Below are 17990 nucleotides of genomic sequence, written 5' to 3' on the forward strand. Positions count from 1 at the left end.
GACCGGGGGGCCGCGCGAGGTGTGACCGGGAGCCTCAGACGCGGGTCCAGCGCTGGTTGGCGCCTCCGGTACAGGTCCAGATGCGCGCCCTGGTGCCGTTGGCGGTGCCGCTGACGTCCAGGCACTTGTTCGCCCCGACCGCGGTGATGCTGCCGTCGGCGTTGAGCCGCCACTTCTGGTTGTTCTGGCCGTTGCAGTCCCAGATGATCACCGCGGTGCCGTTCGCCGTCCCGGCCCCGTTCACGTCCAGGCACTTGCCGCCGTAGACCCGTAGCTCACCCGCGCTGGTGGAGGTCCACTGCTGGTTGGCCTGCCCGTGGCAGTCCCAGATCTGCGCCTGCGCCCCGTTGGCCTGCGAGGCGCCGCTGACGTCCAGGCACCGGCCCGAGCCCGCACCCCGCAGCGCGCTCGTGCCGCCCGGTGTGCCGGCCAGTTCCTTGATGCGGATGTTGCGGAAGGACACCACGTCGCCGGACCCGTGGTTCTGGATGCCGATGTGGCCCTGCTGGAGCGATCGGACCGGATCTGTGTTGGTGAAATCGTTGATTCTGCTGCCGTTCAGGAACACCTGCAGCCGCTCACCCTCCACCAGCAGCTCATAGGTGTTCCACTCCCCCGGCGGGTTCAGCGCCGCGTCGCGGGCGGCGAGGTCGGCGGCCTTGAACCCGTAGATCGCCCCGGTTGTCTTGTCCGTGGTGTCGGTTGCGTCGATCTGCACCTCGTATCCGGTGTCGAGCGCCGCGTTGGGGTCACCGGTGGCCGGGAACCCGACGATCACGCCGGAGTTGGAGTCGCCGGTCATCTTCCAGTCGAGCTTGAGGGAGTAGGAGCGGAACTCCTTGGAGGAGTACCACAACATCCCCATGCCGCCCTGGGAGGTCAGCGTGGCGTCACTGTTGGCGAACGACCCCGGCCCTGCCTGCGACCAGCCCGTCGTCGAGCCGTTGTACAACGTCGTGTACCCGGTCTCCGGGCGGCAGTCCGCGTTGACGGCCTTGGCCGCGTACCGGATGCCGCCGAGCAGCAGCGTGCGGAAGTTCGGATCGGCGTACGACTCCTGGGTGTGCCCCAGGCCGGTGTAGAAGGAGCGGCCTGAGGACTGCGGGCGGCACCAGGTGATCGGGTGATCGCCCATGCCGCCGCCGCTGTAGCTGCCCTCGTCCAGGCTCTGCAGCACCCGGACGTTCGGGCGCGGGTTGGAGCGGTAGTTGTACCACTCGTCGGTGCGTGACCAGGTCGTCCCGAGGTGAGCGGTCGCGGCGTGCGCCCGGTCCTCGTTCCGCACGGTGGCCTGCTGGATCGCCGGGTGGTTGTTGAACCAGGCCCCCATCAGCTGCCCGTAGTACGGCCAGTCGTACTCGGTGTCCGCGGCCGAATGCACCCCGACGTAGCCGCCTCCACCGTCCACGTACGTCTGGAAGGCGGCCTGCTGGGTGTCGTTCAGCACGTCACCGGTCGTGTTGAGGAACACCACCGCCTGGTACTGGGCCAGGTTGGCCGCGCTGAAGGCGCCCGAGTCCTCGGTCGCGTCGACGGCGAAGTCGTTGGCGGCCCCCAGGTCGCGGATGGCCTGGATGCCGGTGGGGATCGCGTCGTGCCGGAACCCGGCCGTCTTGGAGAACACCAGCACCTTGAAGGCGGCGGCCTGGGCGGGGATGGCGGGGACCATCGTCGCGGCGGCGATGATCGCCGCCACTGTCATCGACAGGCGCCGCAGTGCAGAGGTCTTGCGGCCGCCCCCGGGTGCGGCTGGGGTCAGATGTCGCAGCATGGTTGTCCCTTTCAGAGGCGGGTCCAGCGCTGGTTGGTTCCTCCGGTGCAGGTCCAGATGCGCGCCTTGGTGCCGTTGGCGGTGCCGTTGACGTCGAGGCACTTGTTCGCCCCGACGGCGGTGATGCTGCCGTCGGCGTTGATGCGCCACTTCTGGTTGTTCTGGCCGTTGCAGTCCCAGATGATCACCGCGGTGCCGTCCGCCGTGCCCGCCGCGTTCACGTCCAGGCACTTGCCTCCGTAGACGCGCAGCTCACCCGCACTGGTGGAGGTCCACTGCTGGTTGGCCTGCCCGTTGCAGTCCCAGATCTGCGCCGGAGCGCCGTTGGCCTGCGAGGCGCCGTTGACGTCCAGGCACCGGTCCGACCCGACACCCTTGAACGCGCTCGTGCTCCCCGAGGGTGGGGTGCCGGTGTCGAAGGTGAAGGCGTCCACGTCGAACAGGTAACCCTGTCCGGTCGGACCGCGGAAGACCAGATACAACGTCGTCGTGCCGGCCGGCGCGCCGCTGAGGTTCGCCGAGACGTCGGTGAAGGTGTCCCAGCCGCCGGTGCTCGCCACGTTCGCCGTTCCCAGCAGCGTGCCCGTCGCCGAGCCCGCCCGCACCTCGATCCTGCCGCCCGCGCCGGCCGAGGACACCCGGGCCGTGATCCTCGTCGCGTTCCCCAGGTTGTACGGCTGGAAGGAGATCCAGTCGCCGTCATCGGTGAAGCCGACCGTCTTGCCGCCTTCCGCGGTGGCGTGGTCGGCCGTCTGGATGCCCTGCTGGGCGCCGAAGTGCTCTGCCTGCCGGTGCCGCGGCTGGAGCGTACGGGCGCTGGTGGAGGTCAGACCGCCCCCGTCGGTGTAGGAGGCCTCGAAGACGCCATAGATGTTGGCCGCGGCGTCGTGCTCGCCGTCGACCGGCACCGCGATGGAGCCCGAGCAGCCGGTCTCGGAGGTGATCTGGTGGCGGTGGCTGTCGTGGCCGAGGAAGTAGGCGACGGTGACCCCGTCGCAGTCGATCGTGCCGTCCTCCGGGTCGCTGACGGTGACCTGGAAGGGCACGGTGTCACCGAAGGAGAACAGCTGCCCGCCGGCAGGGGTGGTGAGGCTGACCGTCGGCGCGGTGTTGCCGACGGTCACGATCACGCTCGCCGTGCCGGTGAGACCCTGCGGATCCCGGACCGTGAGCGTCACCGTGTAGGTGCCGTTCGTGGTGTAGGTCTTGCTCGGGTTCGCCGCCGTGGAGGTGGTGCCGTCGCCGAAGTTCCACGCGTACGTCAGCGCGCCGCCCTCCGGATCCGAGCTGCCCGCCGAGGAGAAGGCCACCGTGAGCGGCGCCGGTCCGGACGTCTTGTCGGCGGACGCCTTGGCGATCGGGTTGCGGTCGGCGCTGCCGATGTACTCGATGCGATAGAGCGCCTGGTTGTTGTTCCCGGTGCCGTAGTCGAGAACGTACAAGGCCCCGTCGGGTCCGAAGGCCATGTCCATCACCTGCGTCCCCGACCAGGGGAACGCCGAGATCTCCCCGTACCCGCCGTCCTGCTCGACCTCGATCGCCTTGATCCAGCGCCGGCCGTACTCACCGGCGAAGTAGCGCCCGTCGAGCGACTGGGGGAACTTGACGGCCGAGTTCAGGCCGGGGTCGTAGCGATAGACGGGGCCGCCCATCGGCGACTCCGACCCGGAGCCGAACTCCGGCGGGCTTCCTGCGTCCCCCGCGTACCGGATCCACGCCGGCTTCGCCGCAGGCAGCGTGGCCAGGCCGGTGTTACGGAAGGAGTTGTTGGCGGGGCCGCCCGCGCAGTCGTACTTGGGACCGGTGCTGTTGGTGGCGAAGTTCCATTCGTTGTAGGTCTCGCTGGTGGTGTTCGTGCCCGTGCAGTACGGCCATCCGTAGTTGCCGGGACCGGTGATGCGATCGAACTCCACCTGCCCGCTCGGCCCGCGGTTGGAGCTGGTCACACCCGCGTCCGGCCCGTAGTCGCCGAGGTAGACGATGCCGGTCGCCTGGTCCACGCTCATCCGGAACGGGTTGCGGAAGCCCATCGCGTAGATCTCTGGCCGGGTCCTCGCCGTCCCCGGCGGGAACATGTTGCCGCTGGGGATCGTGTAGCTGCCGTCGGGCTGCGGTTTGATGCGCAGGAGCTTGCCACGCAGGTCGTTGGTGTTGGCGGACGAGCGCTGGGCGTCGAACTGCGGGTTGCGGTTGGTCCGCTCGTCCAGCGGGGAGTAGCCGCTCGACTCGAACGGGTTGGTGTCGTCGCCGGTGGTCAGATACAGGTTGCCGGCGGCGTCGAAGTCGATGTCCCCGCCCACGTGACAACACTGGCCGCGGTCGTTCTGGACCCGGAGGACCACCTTCTCGCTGGTCATGTCGAGCGTGTCGTCCGCCTTGAGGGTGAAGCGCGACAGGTACAGCTCGCCCTTCCACTGGTCGAACTGGGCCTGCGTGCCGGTGCTCGGCGCATCGCCGTTCGGCGTGCTCAGCCGCGGGGAGTAGTAGAGCCAGAGGTGCCGGTTCGACGCGAAGCCGGGGTCGACCGCGACTCCCTGGAGGCCTTCCTCGTCGTGGGTGTAGACGTTGAGCCTGCCGGCCACCTTCGTGGTGCCGCCGGCATCGGTGACACGTACCGTGCCGTCGCGCGCCGTGTGCACCACCGACCGGTTCGGCATCACGGCCAGCGACATCGCCTCACCCAGTTCCGCGCCACCCGACGCGAGAGACACCTGCTGGTAGTCGGACGCCGGGATGTCGAGGGCGTTCGCGGGGGAGGCGTTGAGCACGAGTGCTCCGGGAGTGATGAGCGCCATCGTGGTCAGCAAGGTGAGCCACGGACGTCGGGGCATGAGTGTTCCCTCCTGCAGCAGGAAGACCAGTCAGGGCAGGGCGCCCGGGATTCAGCTCCGTGGCCGGAGGAGTGCCGCCTCCGGCCACGTCGGGAGACGAGGCTCGTCGTCGGGCGAACGGTGTCAGGCGCGGGTCCACTTCTGGTTGGCGCCCCCGTGGCAGCTCCAGATGTGCAGCCTGGTGCCGTTGGCGGTGCCGGCGCCGCTGACGTCGAGGCACTTGTTCGCCCCGACGGCGGTGATGCTGCCGTCGGCGTTGATGCGCCACTTCTGGTTGTTCTGGCCGTTGCAGTCCCAGATGATCACCGCGGTGCCGTCCGCCGTGCCCGCCCCGTTCACGTCCAGGCATTTGCCTCCGTAGACGCGCAGCTCACCCGCACTGGTGGAGGTCCACTGCTGGTTGGCCTGCCCGTTGCAGTCCCAGATCTGCGCCGGAGCGCCGTTGGCCTGCGAGGCGCCGTCGACGTCCAGGCACCGGCCCGACCCCACACCCTTGAACGCACTCGTGTTCCCCGGAGTCTGGCCCTGGGGCCCGGCGGACGCGATCACGGCCTGGGCTCCGGCCGGCCAGGCGCCGTTGGTGACGGTGACGTTGTTGTTCACCACGTTGCCGCGGTCGCCGTTGGTGACGTTGGTGCTGCCGTTGGTCGACCAGTTGCCGGTGACGGTGAAGTCGCCCATGTTCTCGCCGTACCAGTAGTTGGCGGTGGCCCAGGTGCCGGTGTTCGACAGCACGTTGTTCCTGACGGTGTAGTGCCTGGAGCCCTCGTCGAAGTAGATGCCGAACCAGCCGTTGGTGCGCAGGCAGTGGTTGTCGCTGATCACCGCGCCCGGGTTCCATGACAGCGTGTAGATGCAGCCGCCGTCGGTCATCTGCTGCATGACGTCGTGCACGTAGTTGCCGACGAGCCGGTTGCCGGAGGCGGTGGTGGCCGTGGTGTAGCGCGGCTGGAAGTCGTACAGGCCGCGGTCGGCGTAGTGGGTGCTGCCGCCCGGCTCGTTGGCGCCCCAGCCGTACCCGATCGACATGCCGGTGTACGGCATGTTGTAGACCTCGTTGTGGGACACGTCGGTGCCGGTGACGTACGTGGTCAGGACCGAGACGACGCCCCGGTGGTCCAGGCCGAGGTCGTGGATGCGGTTGTCGCTGACGGTGATGTTCCGGTTGACCATCCGCTGGTCACTCGGGTGGTGCGCGTCGGCGCGCACGCCGCCGACCACGATGCCGCCTGCCGAGCTACGGGCGATCTCCGACCGGGTGACCGTGATGTCGGCGGCGCCCAGGCCGACACCGCTGGCGTGCGCGTTGGCGTCGTTGCCGATGCCGATGGCCGTCTGTCCCAGGTTGACGAAGCGCGAGTCGGTGAAGGTGACGGTGTTCGCCGCGGAGACCTGCACGGCGGCCGGCATCTGGTACCAGTTCGGCCGGGTCGCCTCGAACTGCCGGCAGCCCTGGTGGCAGGAGGCGAAGGCGGGCCAGCTCCAGTCGCCGGCGATGTAGGCGCCGGTCTGCTGGTCCACGTAGCCCTGGTCGCCGCTGGGGCCGAGCCAGCTCGTACCGGTGAAGGTGACCCCGCTGAACGTGATGTGGTGCGCGGGCGCGTCGTAGGTTCCCCCGACGTGCACCAGCGACTGGAGCACCGGCAGTTCCACGCTGAGGTTGCCCATGTTCTGCCCGGCGAGCGGTATGTAGGACAGGGCGCCGGTCGCCGGGTCGAGGTACCACTCCCCCGGCGAGTCGAGGAACTCGTAGGCGTTGACCAGGTGGAGCGGCCCCGCCCGGTGCGGGCTGGTGAAGGTGTCGTACCCGAAGTTGTTGTTGTTCCAGGCGGGCTGCCGCATCGTGATGAGGTTTCCGCTGATGCTCCGCACCGGCGCGTACCGGTCGGTGAACGAGCCGACGCTCTCCATCTCGACCCGGCCCTGGTTGGCGAGGTTGTTCAGATAGCTCAGCGCGCTACTGGTGAACCTCATCCCGGTGCTGCTCGCGGTGAAGTCGGACCGGTTGACGGCGGTGCGCGCCCGGGTGGCGAGAGCGCCGTCGACGTACAGCTGCCGGGTGTCGATCCCGGCGCCGACGTTGGCGCGCCAGATGTTCTTTCCCGAGTCCGCCACGGTCCAGCCGGTGACCGCCCTGGCTCCGCTGACGACCGGGACGGCACCCGCCGCGGCCTGCCATCTGACGGAGTAGCCGTTGTTCCCGGAGTCGGCGGCGGTCAGCCGGAGCGGCGCGGACAGCCGATACACCCCGCCCGCCAGCTCCACGACGATGTCACCGGACATCCCGGCGTTCAGCGAACGCACCGCCGTCTGCGCCGCGGGCAGCGAGCACGGCTGGGTGGAGGTGCAGGCGGAGCCGGTGCCGGCGGGCGACGCGTACAGGGTCGTGGTGGCCGCGAGGGCCGGGGTGGCGGAGGCGACGAGGGCGGACGCCGCGGCCAGCGCGGCGGTGACGATGCCGATCAGGATCGGTCTCAGCATCGTGACGGGTGGAGGTAAGGGCACAGTCGTTCCTTCGGGGGGTAGGCGTATGGCCAGGTCACACCCTGATCCTCAGACAGGTGACGCCTTTTGCGGGGTGGAGCGGATGGGGACCGCCGGCCTCGCTCCTAATTACCTTCGGAGCAGGGATGCCCGTCAAGCCCTTAAGCCTGCCTATTTCGCGGTTCACGCGGCGAGGGCATGGCCATGGTGAGCTGATCTATGCCTTCACCAGCAGCAACATCTGTGAAGGCGCACGTCCGCGCCGGCAACCCTCGATGAACCGTTCATATGTGTCGTACTCATCGGACAACACATGTGGCGGAAAGGACCGGCTCATCAGTCATACTTTTGCAGGGAATGGCAAGGAGGAAGTACGGTGACCGACACCCCTCGCGAGAGCGGATACCGGCCGGGTTACGAGGTAGCCGCCGAGCAGGTGCTGGAATTGATCGTCGAGCTCGGTCTGCGTCCTGGCGACCGCATGCCGACCGAGAACGAGCTGGCCCGGCAACTGGGCACCAGCCGCACCGTTGTGCGCGAGGCGGTGAAGATTCTCTCCGCGCTCGGCCGGGTACGCGCCCAGAAGGGCCGCGGCCTGTACGTGTCCGACGACGAGGGGATGTTGGGCACCGGGCGCTGGGGGTCCTTCTTCCTCCCGACCGACCTCGACCACGTCTACATGCTGTTCGAGTTTCGCCGCGCGCAGGAGATGGAGACCAGCCGGCTGGCCGCCCGCCGCGCCACCCCGGCCGAGCTGAGGGCCATCGAAGAAGGGGCAGGCCTGTGCCGCCACGGCTTCGAGACCGGACGCGAGGACCTGTTCAACGAGGGCGACGACGCCTTTCACACCGCCATCGCTACTGCCTCGCACAACATGTTCCTCCAGGTCGCCGTGCGGGAGGCCCGCAGGCTGCAGGCGCAGTCGAGCCTCATCGGCCTGCGCGGCTCGGTGGGCGGGCACGCCGCCAAGGCCGTCGAGGAGCACGACGCCATCTACCAGGCCATCCGCGCCGGCGATCCCGAAGCTGCTGCCCAGTCCGCGGCCACGCACATCGACAACACCCTCGACGACTACCGTAGGGAGATCCAGCAGCGCCTCTTCTTCTCGTCCCACTGATCCGGCCGCCTCCAGCCGGCTCGGCCTTCGGGACGTGACCAGGCGAGCCGAGGCGACCAGGCAGCGACCACGCCACTGGCGGGCGTGGGGCCTGCGTGGCGAGCTTCAGCCCGCCGGCCGGCTCACCCCCGGGCACTCGGAACGATCTGAAAGTTTCATCGCGACAGATCAGCGGTGGACGCGCCCGCTTGTCCTGGTCAGGCGGAGGAGCGAACGGGACCTCTCGGGCGAGAGCCCGCAACGTCGAGCGTGCCGGCCCTTGACAGGTCTTGTCACGGCCATATTTGCTCCTCTACGCCATCCCCCTCAGCCGCCCGAAAGAACAGGAGAACCGATTACTGCGGCGTTGAGTTAACGCTAACATCACGAAGTTCGACCCATCGTCGAATGCGCGCCGGTGTCGGCGGTTCCCGATCGGCAGAAAATGGCGCGCGCCAGGTCGGTTCGGTGTCACCGCATAAGAGAGCAGAAACTCCGGCCACCGACGCCCTCAAGGTGACGGCAGTAACTTCCCCTTCACGTGTGTCACCACGAGAACAGCAAAGGAATGTGCGTGATGTCGAGGCTCAGGTTCCTCTTCACAGCTATCGCATCGGCGGCACTGCTCGTCGTTCCCACAGGGCAGACGGCGCTGGGCGACAGCGCGACCCCGTCGGCCGCGAAACAGAGCGCTCTCGAACCCACCGCGGGATGCGGCAGAACCCCGACGCTCAGCAGCGGCACTCATCCGATTACCACGAGCGGTAAGAATCGCAACTTCATCCTCAGAATTCCAGACAACTACAACAACACAACCCCCTACCGACTGATCTTTGGATTCCACTGGAACGGCGGCACCGCCAACGACGTCGACTCGGGCGGAACCAGTGGCTATCCGTGGTCCTACTACGGGCTCAGAGCGTTGTCGAACAACACCGCGATCTTCGTCGCGCCCCAGGGCCTGAACAACGGCTGGGCCAACTCGGGCGGTGAGGACGTCACCTTCGTCGACGACATGATCCGGAAGATCGAGGCCGACCTCTGTGTGGACACCTCACAACGCTTCGCCCTGGGCTTCAGCTACGGCGGCGGCATGAGCTACGCGCTCGCATGCGCCCGGGCGACGGTCTTCCGCGCGGTGGCGGTTTACGCCGGCGCGCAGCTCAGCGGGTGCAGCGGCGGCACGGAGCCCGTCGCGTACATCGGACTGCACGGCCTCAGGGATCCGGTGCTCAACATCTCCGCGGGCCGGTCGCTACGTGACAGGTTCGTCAGGAACAACGGTTGCACGCCCCAGAACCCGCCGGAGCCCGCACAGGGCAGCCTGACGCACATCGTCACCTACTACTCGGGATGCCGGACGGGGTATCCGGTCGCGTGGGCGGCGTTCGACGCGGGCCACACCCCCGGCCCCGTGGATGGGAGGCCTGGCGACTTCGAACCCGGCGAGAATTCCTGGACCAGACCAGTGGTCTGGGATTTCTTCACGCAGCTGGGAGGCGGCGATCCGAATCCGCCGGACACGAGCGCGCTGCGGGGTGCGGGGTCGGGCCGGTGCCTGGACGTCGACGGCGCCTCGCAGGCCAACGGCGCTCCGGCGCAGATCTGGGACTGCAACGGGCAGGCCAACCAGCAGTGGACCTCCACCAGTGCGGGTGAGCTGCGCGTCTACGGCGGCAAGTGCCTGGACGTGAACGGGGCGGGCACGGCGGACGGCACCGCGGTGATCATCTGGGACTGCAACGGCCAGAACAACCAGAAGTGGCGTCTCAACGCCGACGGCAGCATCACCGCCGTCGGCGCGAACAAGTGCCTCGACGTCAGCGGCGCCGGCACCGCCAACGGCACCAGGCTGCAGATCTGGAGCTGCCACGGGGGCGCCAACCAGAAGTGGACCCGCGCCTGACAACCCGTGACGGCCACGCGCCATCGCCGCACGCGGGCGAGGCTTCCGGCGGCGGTTGCCATTTCCGCCCTATGTACATGAAAATGCACGTGGATGGCCGGTGCGACCTTCGTGGACGCCCCCGACGTGGTGGACGGCGCGATGGTCTCCTGTCGCGGCTGGCCGGACCTGCCTGAATGGTCACGTGCCTTCATGCGCGTGCTGGAGGGCGCGAACGTTCGTTGTAGGTGGTTCGCTCGTGCCCACCACATCCACCCGAGTTCGTGCCCATGACCTGAGCCCGGCTGTCCGGGTCCGGCGCTGGTGCGCGGGAAGCATCCTCTGCGTCTGCCAGTTCTTCTGAGGCACCGCAGGTCACGGGCACATCAATGCCTCAACTCAACGGGCAGGCGACACCGCACGTGTGTACGGCGATCCCGGGCAGTGCGCCCCCTGTACTCCGACAGGGCTACAGGCATCCACGCCGAGCGGACGACGACGACATGAGGCCGACCGCCGAGGATGGGCCGTGACGGACGGCTGCCGACACGGAGGAGGCGTCATGGACGTGGTCAGCACTGCCGAGGTTCCGGCGGACGAGGGGTTCGCCTTCTGGCGTGCGGTGAGCTCCAAGACCTGGGTGCCCTACGAGGCGCGCTGCGCACCTCACCTGGAGAGCCGATTCCAGGCGTCGATCAGTAGCAGCGCGCTGGGCCCGGTCCAGACGGCCCTGGCGACCACAACGCCCTACACGTTACGTCGCACCCCCAAGCACATCCGCCAGATGGACCCAGAGATGTACAAAATCGCCTGCATCGTGCGCGGTCACGGTGTGATGACGCCACAAGGCGATCGGGAGTCCGTCTTCCGGGCCGGGGACCTGGTCCTGTATGACACCTCCCGCCCCTACCAGGCCGAGATGGCGCCGGACATCGCGGCGACGCAGATGCTGGTCCTCTATTTCCCGCGCTCGTTGTTGCCGTTGCCCCCTCGGGACCTGCGACGCCTGACCATGGTCCCCATCTCGGGCGCCCAGGGGATCGGCGCCCTGTCCTCGCACTTCATGCTGCAGTTGGCTCGGCACATGCATGAACTGACACCCTCCGACACCGCCCGGCTGTCGGCCCTCACGCTCGACGTGCTGACCGCGGCGCTGGCCGGCGCGCTGGACGCCCGCAGCGCGGTGCCACCGCACACCAGGAAGCGTGCGCTGCTGGCCGGAATCCACGCCTTCATCGAGCAGAACCTCGGCGAGGCGCACCTGGCCCCGGACGTGATCGCCGCGGCACACCACATCTCTCTTCGCTATCTGCACAAGCTGTTCCGCACCGAAGGACACACCGTCGCCGGCTGGATCCGTGCACGCCGGTTGCAGCGGTGCCAGCGCGACCTGGCCGACCCCCGCCTGGCCGCCCACCCGATCAGCTCGATCGCCGCCCGATGGGGTTTCGTCAATCCCGCGCATTTCAGCCAGGCCTTCCGCAACGCCTACGGCTGGTCGCCGCGCCAGTTCCGCCAGCAGTGCACGCAGTCGATACAAGTGTGCGCTGACCCGCAAGACGAGCCCGGCCTCCGCCTTGCATCCTCAGTTGAGAGGTCATCCCATGACGTGATCACGAGCGCTCGACACCGTTGACGCCAGAAGGATCGCGTCCGTCCGGGGGTCCAAGGCCGATCGGACAGGCCAACAGCGGAACGGAGAAGACAGATGAGACTCACCATGCCCAGGTGGACCAGCGTGGCCATGATCGGCGTACTGTCCACGGCCCTCATCGGAGCAGACGTCACCGCAGCCGGCGCTGCCGACGCAGCACCCTCAGGTTGCCCCACGGGTTATGTCTGTGGCTGGTCCGCACGCGACTACAAGGGCTCGATGTGGTGGACGGCGCCAGTTCCCTCAGGACAGTGCGTGAAGGTCGGGCATACCAACTCCATTTTCAACAACGCGAACGGGATCCGGTACGCCCGGATCTGGAACTTCGCCGATGGAGCCGCAGGCGGCGGGTACTGGTGCTCAGGGGCGAACATGATCTTGGCGCCAGGAAAAGGCATACGCAACCTCGGTTTCGACGGCTCGGGTCTGGGAGGACTCTGATCGGGTTGAGGAGGACTCTGCGGACGGGCGGCCGGGGCCGGAAACGGCTACGCGGAGCCGGGAACCCTGGACGAGGTGCATGATCGAATGTCTGAGCTGTTGGCCGACGAAGGCGTCACCGTCGATGCGATCTACAGCAGTCCGGTAGCCGGGGAACACGCGATTTCCGATCGGTACAACGTGGGTGACGCACCCAAGCCCAGCCCGGCCATGATCAGACGCGCGGCCGCCGAGCTGAACCTCGACCTGTCCAAGAGCTATCTGATCGGCGACCGGTTATCGGACACCGCGGCCGCACGAGCCGCCGGCGTTCGGCCGATTCTGGTGCGCACCGGCGACGGGCGGGCCGCGGAGCAAGCCTGGGGCGACACTCCTGCCTGCTCCGTGGTCGATGATCTTGTTGCCGCGGCAGTCGAGGTGGTCGGCGGCTGACCTCACCCCCTGGTCGAGTGCCGTCTCGCCGCGCTTTTCGTGACCCGCGATTCAGCAGGCGCAGTCCTTGATCGTCCGGCGACGGAGCCGAGCGCGTCTCCCGGGCGACCAGGCGCCGTAGGCGCACGGCCCGCCGGCGACGCGGCCGCCGATCATCCGGTCGGCGTGTCCACGCCCACATCAGGACCGCTGCGGTTCGCTTCCGTCGCGTCGAGGCTCATGTCCTGGGTGCCTATGACGGACAGCAACTCCAGCTGGGCCGCACCCTGGCTGCCGGGCGGCGCGGTGAACCACAGCAGGCGCTGGCGGCCGTCCTCGCTGAACAGGCTGTGGCAGTCCACCTCGATGATCCCCAGCGCCGGGTGGACCAGGCGCTTGTGGTCGGCCCGGCGCAGCGCCACGTCATGGGCGTCCCACAGGGCGGCGAACTCGGCGCTGCGCCGCCGCAGCGCGGCCACCATCCGTGCCACGTGGGCGTCGCGGCCGCGCCGGGCGGCGACCGCCCGCAGGTCGGACACGAAGACCCGGGAATGGTGCGGGTGCTCGTCCGGCGGGTAGAGCGCGCGGGCGGCGGGGTCGGTGAACCAGCGGTAGGCGTAGCTGGCCTCCGGGCCGCGCCTCATCGGGTGCCGGCCGATCAGCGCGGCTGCCAGGTCGTTCTGTACCAGGGTCTCGTGCAGGTCAGTGATGATCATCGCGGGCGTCGTGGCCAGCCGGTCCAGCATGGCCAGCATGGCTGGCTGGACGTGCGCGGTCGGGCCGTGCGCCGCCGGGACAGGCCGGCCCGCGAGATGGAACAGGTGGTCGCGCTCGTCGCCCTCCAGCCGCAGCGCGCGGGCGAGCGCGGCCAGCGTCTGTGCCGACGGCTGGGCGCCGCGCCCGCGCTCCAGCTCGGTGTAGTAGTCCGCCGACAAGCCCGCGAGCTGCGCGACCTCCTCCCGGCGCAGCCCGGGCACCCGGCGCGACCTCCTCCCGGCGCAGCCCGGGCACCCGGCGCCGGGGGCCGTCGGGCAGGCCGACGTCGGCCGGCCGGACGCGGGCGCGGCGAGTCTTCAGGAACGCGGCGAGATCGCGGAGGTTCACCTCTCCATCGTGACCCCTGGCAGCCGGTCGTAGCCAGGGGATGACAACCCCTGGGTGAACTCAGCCCTGGCCGGCGGGCGGGCTCCGGGCGAGCGTGGACGGTACCCGCCTCCACGGGCCGGTGGACGGGAACCCGCTACCCACCCCAGGAGATCTCTTCATGCGTGTCATCACCCAGCGCGCCCTCGGCGGGCCCGGCGTGCTCGAGATCGCCGAGATCCGCTCCCGGCCTCCCCCGGCTGACGGCACTTGTCGTGGAAGGGCGGCTCACCGTGCACCCAGGTGCTGTCGCTGGCGGAGGCCGCCAAGGCGCACGAGGTCATCGCGGGCGGGGCGGTCACCGGCAAGCTCGTGCTCGTGCCGCGACGGCGGCCGCACCCCTTTACTCCCTGGACCACCGAAGACCCCGTACCAACGAAGGCAAGGAGAAACATGAGACGCCGTATCGCCCTACTCCTCGGCGCGGTCCTGGCGGCGAGCCCCAGCCTGCCCGCGCACGCGCACCCCGACCACCCGACACCCACGACACCGGGCGCGACGCCTGCGGCGGCCGATCCCACCTACGGGAAGGGGTGGCAGTCGCGGGCGGCGATCGGCGGCGGGCCCCGACAAGAGCACAGCGTCGCCGCGCTCGGCCACCGGGTCTACGTCCTCGGCGGCATCGTCCCCGACCCGGCCGGCGGCGTCGTCACCACCGGGCGGGTGGAGGTCTACGACACCCGGCGCGACACCTGGTCGGAGGCGGCCCCGCTGCCCGTCGTGATGAACCATCCCAACGTGGCGACGGTCGATGGCCGGATCTACGTGCTCGGCGGGCTGTCCGGCGGCGCGTCGTGGCAGGCCCTGCGTGACAGCTTCGTGTACGACCCGCGTACCGACCGGTGGACGCCGTTGCCGCCGATGCCCGCCGGCATGGAGCGGGGGAGCGCCGCGATGGGCGTACGCGGGACGAAGATCTATCTCGCGGGCGGCATGCGCACGCTGACGCCCGGCCCCGGCGGCCTGCAGGACACGGTGGACCTCGTGTCGTCGTACGACGTCGTGACCGGCCGGTGGGAGAGGCTGCCGAGCCTGCCGCAGGCGCGCGACCACGTCGGCGGCACCATCGTCGGCGGCACCTTCTACGTGCTCGGCGGCCGCGACCGGGGACAGGTCAACGTGCGCGACACCGTGTACGCGCTCGACCTGCGCTCGCGACGCTGGTCGGAGCGGGCGCCGATGCCGACGGCCCGGGGCGGGATCGCCGCCGCGGCCGTGGGCGGCAAGATCTACACGTTCGGCGGCGAGGGATGGCACGACGGGACGAACCCGAACATGGTCTTCGCCGAGGCCGAGGCGTACGACACGGCGCGCGACCGCTGGGTGCGCCTGGCGCCGATGGCGGTCCCCCGGCACGGGACCGCCGCCGTCGCGGTGGCCGGCACGATCTACATCCCCGGCGGCGGCACCGCGGGCGGCGCGGCCCCCGTGGACGTCAACGACGCCTACCGGCCGGCGGCCGTCAGGCGTCAGGCGGCCTCGTAGGAGACGAGCACGATCCTGCCATCGTGACACCGCGCATGATGGTGTCGGCGGCATGCCTCAGCCAGGCGTCGCCGTCCTTTTCGGGGCGAGGGCGGGCCAGGGCGTCGAAGAGCACGCCGTCGAGCTGCGCCACCAGCATGCGCGCCGCACGTCCGGCATCCGGCACGCCCACCGCCTGCATGCCGTCCGCGGCCATCCGGACGAACCGCTCGCCGGCCGCGTCGAGTTCCGCGCGCAGCAGAGCGCCGTCCCCGGCGTCGAGGTACAGCTGCATCCTGGCGCGGGTCCGCGTCCTGGCCGGGCCCAGCCAGTGCTCGAGCAGGCCGACCATCGTGGCCGTGGCCTGGGCCCTGCTGCTCCACGCGTCGGCCGGGAGCTGGACGAGCGCCATCTCGTCCAGCTCCAGCATGCGCTCCAGCACCCCTTCGAGCAGCGCCCGCCGCGTACGGAAGCAGCTGCTCGCGCTCCCGGGCGGCAGTCCGGCCCGCGCGTCGACGGCACGATGCGTCAGACCTCGCAGGCCCTGCTCGGCGATCACCTCGAGGGCGGCGTCCACCACTCGCTGCCTGCGCGTCCTCACCGGAACCGCTCCACGGTGACCGGCACCCCGTTGAGCACGGCCGTACCGCTGACCTGGTCGAGGCAGGCAGGATCGGTGAGAGCGTTGACGCTGGAGCCGCGCACCTGGCGGGCGAGCGACAACCGGACCCCGGGCAGGTTGTGGCCGTACCCGTGCGGCAGGCTCACCGTGCCGGGCATGACGTCGTCGCTCGCGCTCGCCTCGACCGTCAGCGCGCCCGCACGTGAGCGCACGCTCACGAGGTCGCCCTCGCCCAGCCCGCGCGCCGCCATGTCGTCGGGGTTCATCAGCAGGTGGTGGCGTGGCGTGCCCTTCATCAGGCGGCCGGAGTTGTGCATCCACGAGTTGTTGCTCCGCAGGTGCCTGCGCCCGATCAGGAGCAGGGTGCCGGGCTCGGGCGGTCGCAGCAGCTCCGGTACCGCGTTCGCGGCCGCCGCCAGCAGGACCGAGGGGGCGGCGCGTACCCGCCGGCGCGGGGTCTGGAGGCGCCGGGGCAGGCAGGGTCGTAGCTCGCCGAGGTCCGCTCCCTGGGGCAGGCGCCGCAGCCGGGCCAGCGACAGATGGTACGGGCCGGTGCGAAGGCCCAGGTCCACGACGCGTTCCGGCCGCATCCTCAGCATGACAGCAGAACGCCACGCGCCGGGCCGCGCCAGCCGGCCGTACCTGCGCCCCAGTTCGCGGAGGATCTCCCAGTCGTGGCGGGCGCCGGGCGGCTTGGGGAGGACGGCGGGCACGTAGCGGGCGGTGTTGCGGACGGCGAGCAGGTGGAAGACCAGGTCGTAGTGGTCGCGTTCGAGCGGGCCCGTGGGCGGGAGGATCACGTCGGCGTGCCGCGTCGTCTCGTTGACGTAGAAGTCGACGGACACCATGAAGTCCAGTCCGGCCAGCGCCTCGTCCAGGGCGGGCCCGGCGGGCGTGGACAGCACGGGATTACCCGCCACGGTGACCAGGCCGCGCACCTGCCCGGTCCCGGGCGTGCGGATCTCCTCCGCGAGCGCCGCGACGGGCAGCTCGCCGCCGAACTCGGGCAGGCCGCGTACCCGGCTGCGCCACCTGCCCTGGTGTCCCGGGTCGATCTGTCTGGTCCTGACGGGGTCAACGGCGGGCCGGGTGAACATCGTGCCGCCGGGCCGGTCGAGGTTGCCGGTGACGATGTTGAGAAGCTGGATGCCCCACTGGCACAGCGTGCCGAACCGCTGCGTGGACACGCCCATCCTGCCGTAGCAGGCGGCGGCGGGCGCGGCGGCGAACTCCCCCGCCACCCGCCGCACCGTGCCTGGTTCCACGCCGGTGACGGCCTCGACCCGATCGGGTGTGAAGGGCTCAAGGACGTCGCGGACCTCGTCGAGCCCGTCCACGTACGCGGCGGGCCTGGTCGGCCCTTCGTCCAGGATGGCGCGTACCATGCCGAGGATCAGGGCGGCATCGGTGCCCGGCCGGACGAAGTGGTGCTCACCGCCGAGCCTGGCGGTCTCGGTCCTGCGCGGATCGAACAGCACCATTCTGCCGCCCCGCGCCAGCAGCGCCCGGATCCTGCGTCCCATGCCCGGCGCCGTCATCAGGCTGCCGTTGGAGACGGCCGGATTCGCGCCGAAGACCAGGAAGTACGAGGTGCGGTCGATGTCGGGGACCGGGAGCAACCACTGGTTGCCGTACAGCAGCCGGGCCACCACCTGGTGGGGCAGCTGGTCAACCGAGCTCGCGGAGAACCGGTTCCGCGTCCCGAGCAGGCTCGCGAACGCCGGGGCATGCGTCATGGCCCCCAGGCTGTGGGTGACGGGGTTGCCGAGATAGATCGCGACCGCGTCGGCGCCGTGCCGCCGCCGGATCCGCGCGAGTTCCCCCGCGACCAGGTCGAACGCCTCCTCCCAGGAGATGTCCCGCCAGCCGTCCGCGGTACGCCGCAGCGGCGAGCGCAGCCGGTCGGGGTCGTCCTGGAGGTCGGCCAGGGCGATCGCCTTGGGGCAGACATGCCCGGCCGACAGCGGATCGTCCTCGTCGCCGCGGATGTCGAGGACCTGATCGCCGGACATGGTGACACGCAGAGCGCACATCGCCTCGCACAGGGTGCACCGACCGGGCCGGGTGATCGCGTCCGTCATGGCTACATTTGTAGCACCCTCTCGCTACAGGCGTAGCATTCACCTCGGTCACCTGCGGCTTCCTTCGTTTCCCGGCTCGCGCATGGACGTCAGCGTGCGCCAGGAGC

At 69.8% G+C, this 17990-nt stretch carries 12 protein-coding genes; 6 read left to right on the top strand and 6 right to left on the bottom strand.

The features are described from left to right. Window positions 1-34 precede the first annotated feature (34 nt). The 3 genes from ABGB01_RS23625 to ABGB01_RS23635 all read right to left on the bottom strand — a co-directional run bounded on the left by ABGB01_RS23625 (window position 35) and on the right by ABGB01_RS23635 (window position 7083). A complete protein-coding gene (locus ABGB01_RS23625) occupies window positions 35-1771 on the bottom strand; it encodes a ThuA domain-containing protein (protein WP_347775716.1) in 1737 nt (578 codons plus the stop codon). Between the two features lie 11 nt (window positions 1772-1782). Beyond that, a complete protein-coding gene (locus tag ABGB01_RS23630) occupies window positions 1783-4602 on the bottom strand; it encodes a carbohydrate-binding protein (protein ID WP_347775717.1) in 2820 nt (939 codons plus the stop codon). 123 nt (window positions 4603-4725) lie between these two features. Next, window positions 4726-7083, bottom strand: coding sequence for a ricin-type beta-trefoil lectin domain protein (locus tag ABGB01_RS23635; protein WP_347775718.1), 2358 nt, complete (start codon window positions 7081-7083; stop codon window positions 4726-4728). A 379-nt stretch (window positions 7084-7462) separates the two neighbouring features. On the opposite strand from ABGB01_RS23635, the gene ABGB01_RS23640 reads away from it, so the two are divergent. The 5 genes from ABGB01_RS23640 to ABGB01_RS23660 all read left to right on the top strand — a co-directional run bounded on the left by ABGB01_RS23640 (window position 7463) and on the right by ABGB01_RS23660 (window position 12594). Then, window positions 7463-8203, top strand: a complete 741-nt coding sequence (locus tag ABGB01_RS23640; protein WP_347775719.1) for a FadR/GntR family transcriptional regulator — start codon at window positions 7463-7465, stop codon at window positions 8201-8203. 556 nt (window positions 8204-8759) lie between these two features. Next, window positions 8760-10088, top strand: a complete 1329-nt coding sequence (locus tag ABGB01_RS23645) for a ricin-type beta-trefoil lectin domain protein (protein ID WP_347775720.1) — start codon at window positions 8760-8762, stop codon at window positions 10086-10088. A gap of 541 nt (window positions 10089-10629) precedes the next feature. Next, window positions 10630-11703, top strand: a complete 1074-nt coding sequence (locus tag ABGB01_RS23650) for a helix-turn-helix domain-containing protein (protein ID WP_347775721.1) — start codon at window positions 10630-10632, stop codon at window positions 11701-11703. Window positions 11704-11811: 108 nt separating this feature from the next. Beyond that, the gene (locus ABGB01_RS23655; RefSeq protein ID WP_347775775.1) at window positions 11812-12162 is read left to right on the top strand and encodes a peptidase inhibitor family I36 protein; all 351 of its coding nucleotides are present in this window, start codon (window positions 11812-11814) and stop codon (window positions 12160-12162) included. 87 nt (window positions 12163-12249) lie between these two features. Then, the gene (locus ABGB01_RS23660) at window positions 12250-12594 is read left to right on the top strand and encodes an HAD hydrolase-like protein (protein ID WP_347775722.1); all 345 of its coding nucleotides are present in this window, start codon (window positions 12250-12252) and stop codon (window positions 12592-12594) included. Window positions 12595-12746: 152 nt separating this feature from the next. Here ABGB01_RS23660 and ABGB01_RS23665 read toward each other — a convergent pair whose 3' ends face one another. Further along, window positions 12747-13550: a helix-turn-helix transcriptional regulator gene (locus ABGB01_RS23665; protein ID WP_347775723.1), complete on the bottom strand. Its 804-nt coding sequence runs from the start codon at window positions 13548-13550 to the stop codon at window positions 12747-12749. A 559-nt stretch (window positions 13551-14109) separates the two neighbouring features. Here ABGB01_RS23665 and ABGB01_RS23670 point away from each other — a divergent pair. After that, window positions 14110-15201: a kelch repeat-containing protein gene (locus tag ABGB01_RS23670; RefSeq protein ID WP_347775724.1), complete on the top strand. Its 1092-nt coding sequence runs from the start codon at window positions 14110-14112 to the stop codon at window positions 15199-15201. On the opposite strand, the gene ABGB01_RS23675 is transcribed toward ABGB01_RS23670, so the two are convergent. Both ABGB01_RS23675 and ABGB01_RS23680 read right to left on the bottom strand, forming a co-directional pair. Then, on the bottom strand, window positions 15179-15781 hold the full coding sequence (locus ABGB01_RS23675; protein WP_347775725.1) for a TetR family transcriptional regulator: 603 nt from the start codon (window positions 15779-15781) through the stop codon (window positions 15179-15181). The two genes, ABGB01_RS23670 and ABGB01_RS23675, sit on opposite strands and share 23 nt — an antisense overlap. Continuing rightward, window positions 15778-17883, bottom strand: coding sequence for a molybdopterin-dependent oxidoreductase (locus ABGB01_RS23680; protein ID WP_347775726.1), 2106 nt, complete (start codon window positions 17881-17883; stop codon window positions 15778-15780). Before ABGB01_RS23680 ends, ABGB01_RS23675 begins: the two co-directional genes overlap by 4 nt. Window positions 17884-17990 lie beyond the last annotated feature (107 nt).

Source organism: Nonomuraea sp. B5E05 (assembly GCF_039880665.1).
Classification (GTDB): domain Bacteria; phylum Actinomycetota; class Actinomycetes; order Streptosporangiales; family Streptosporangiaceae; genus Nonomuraea.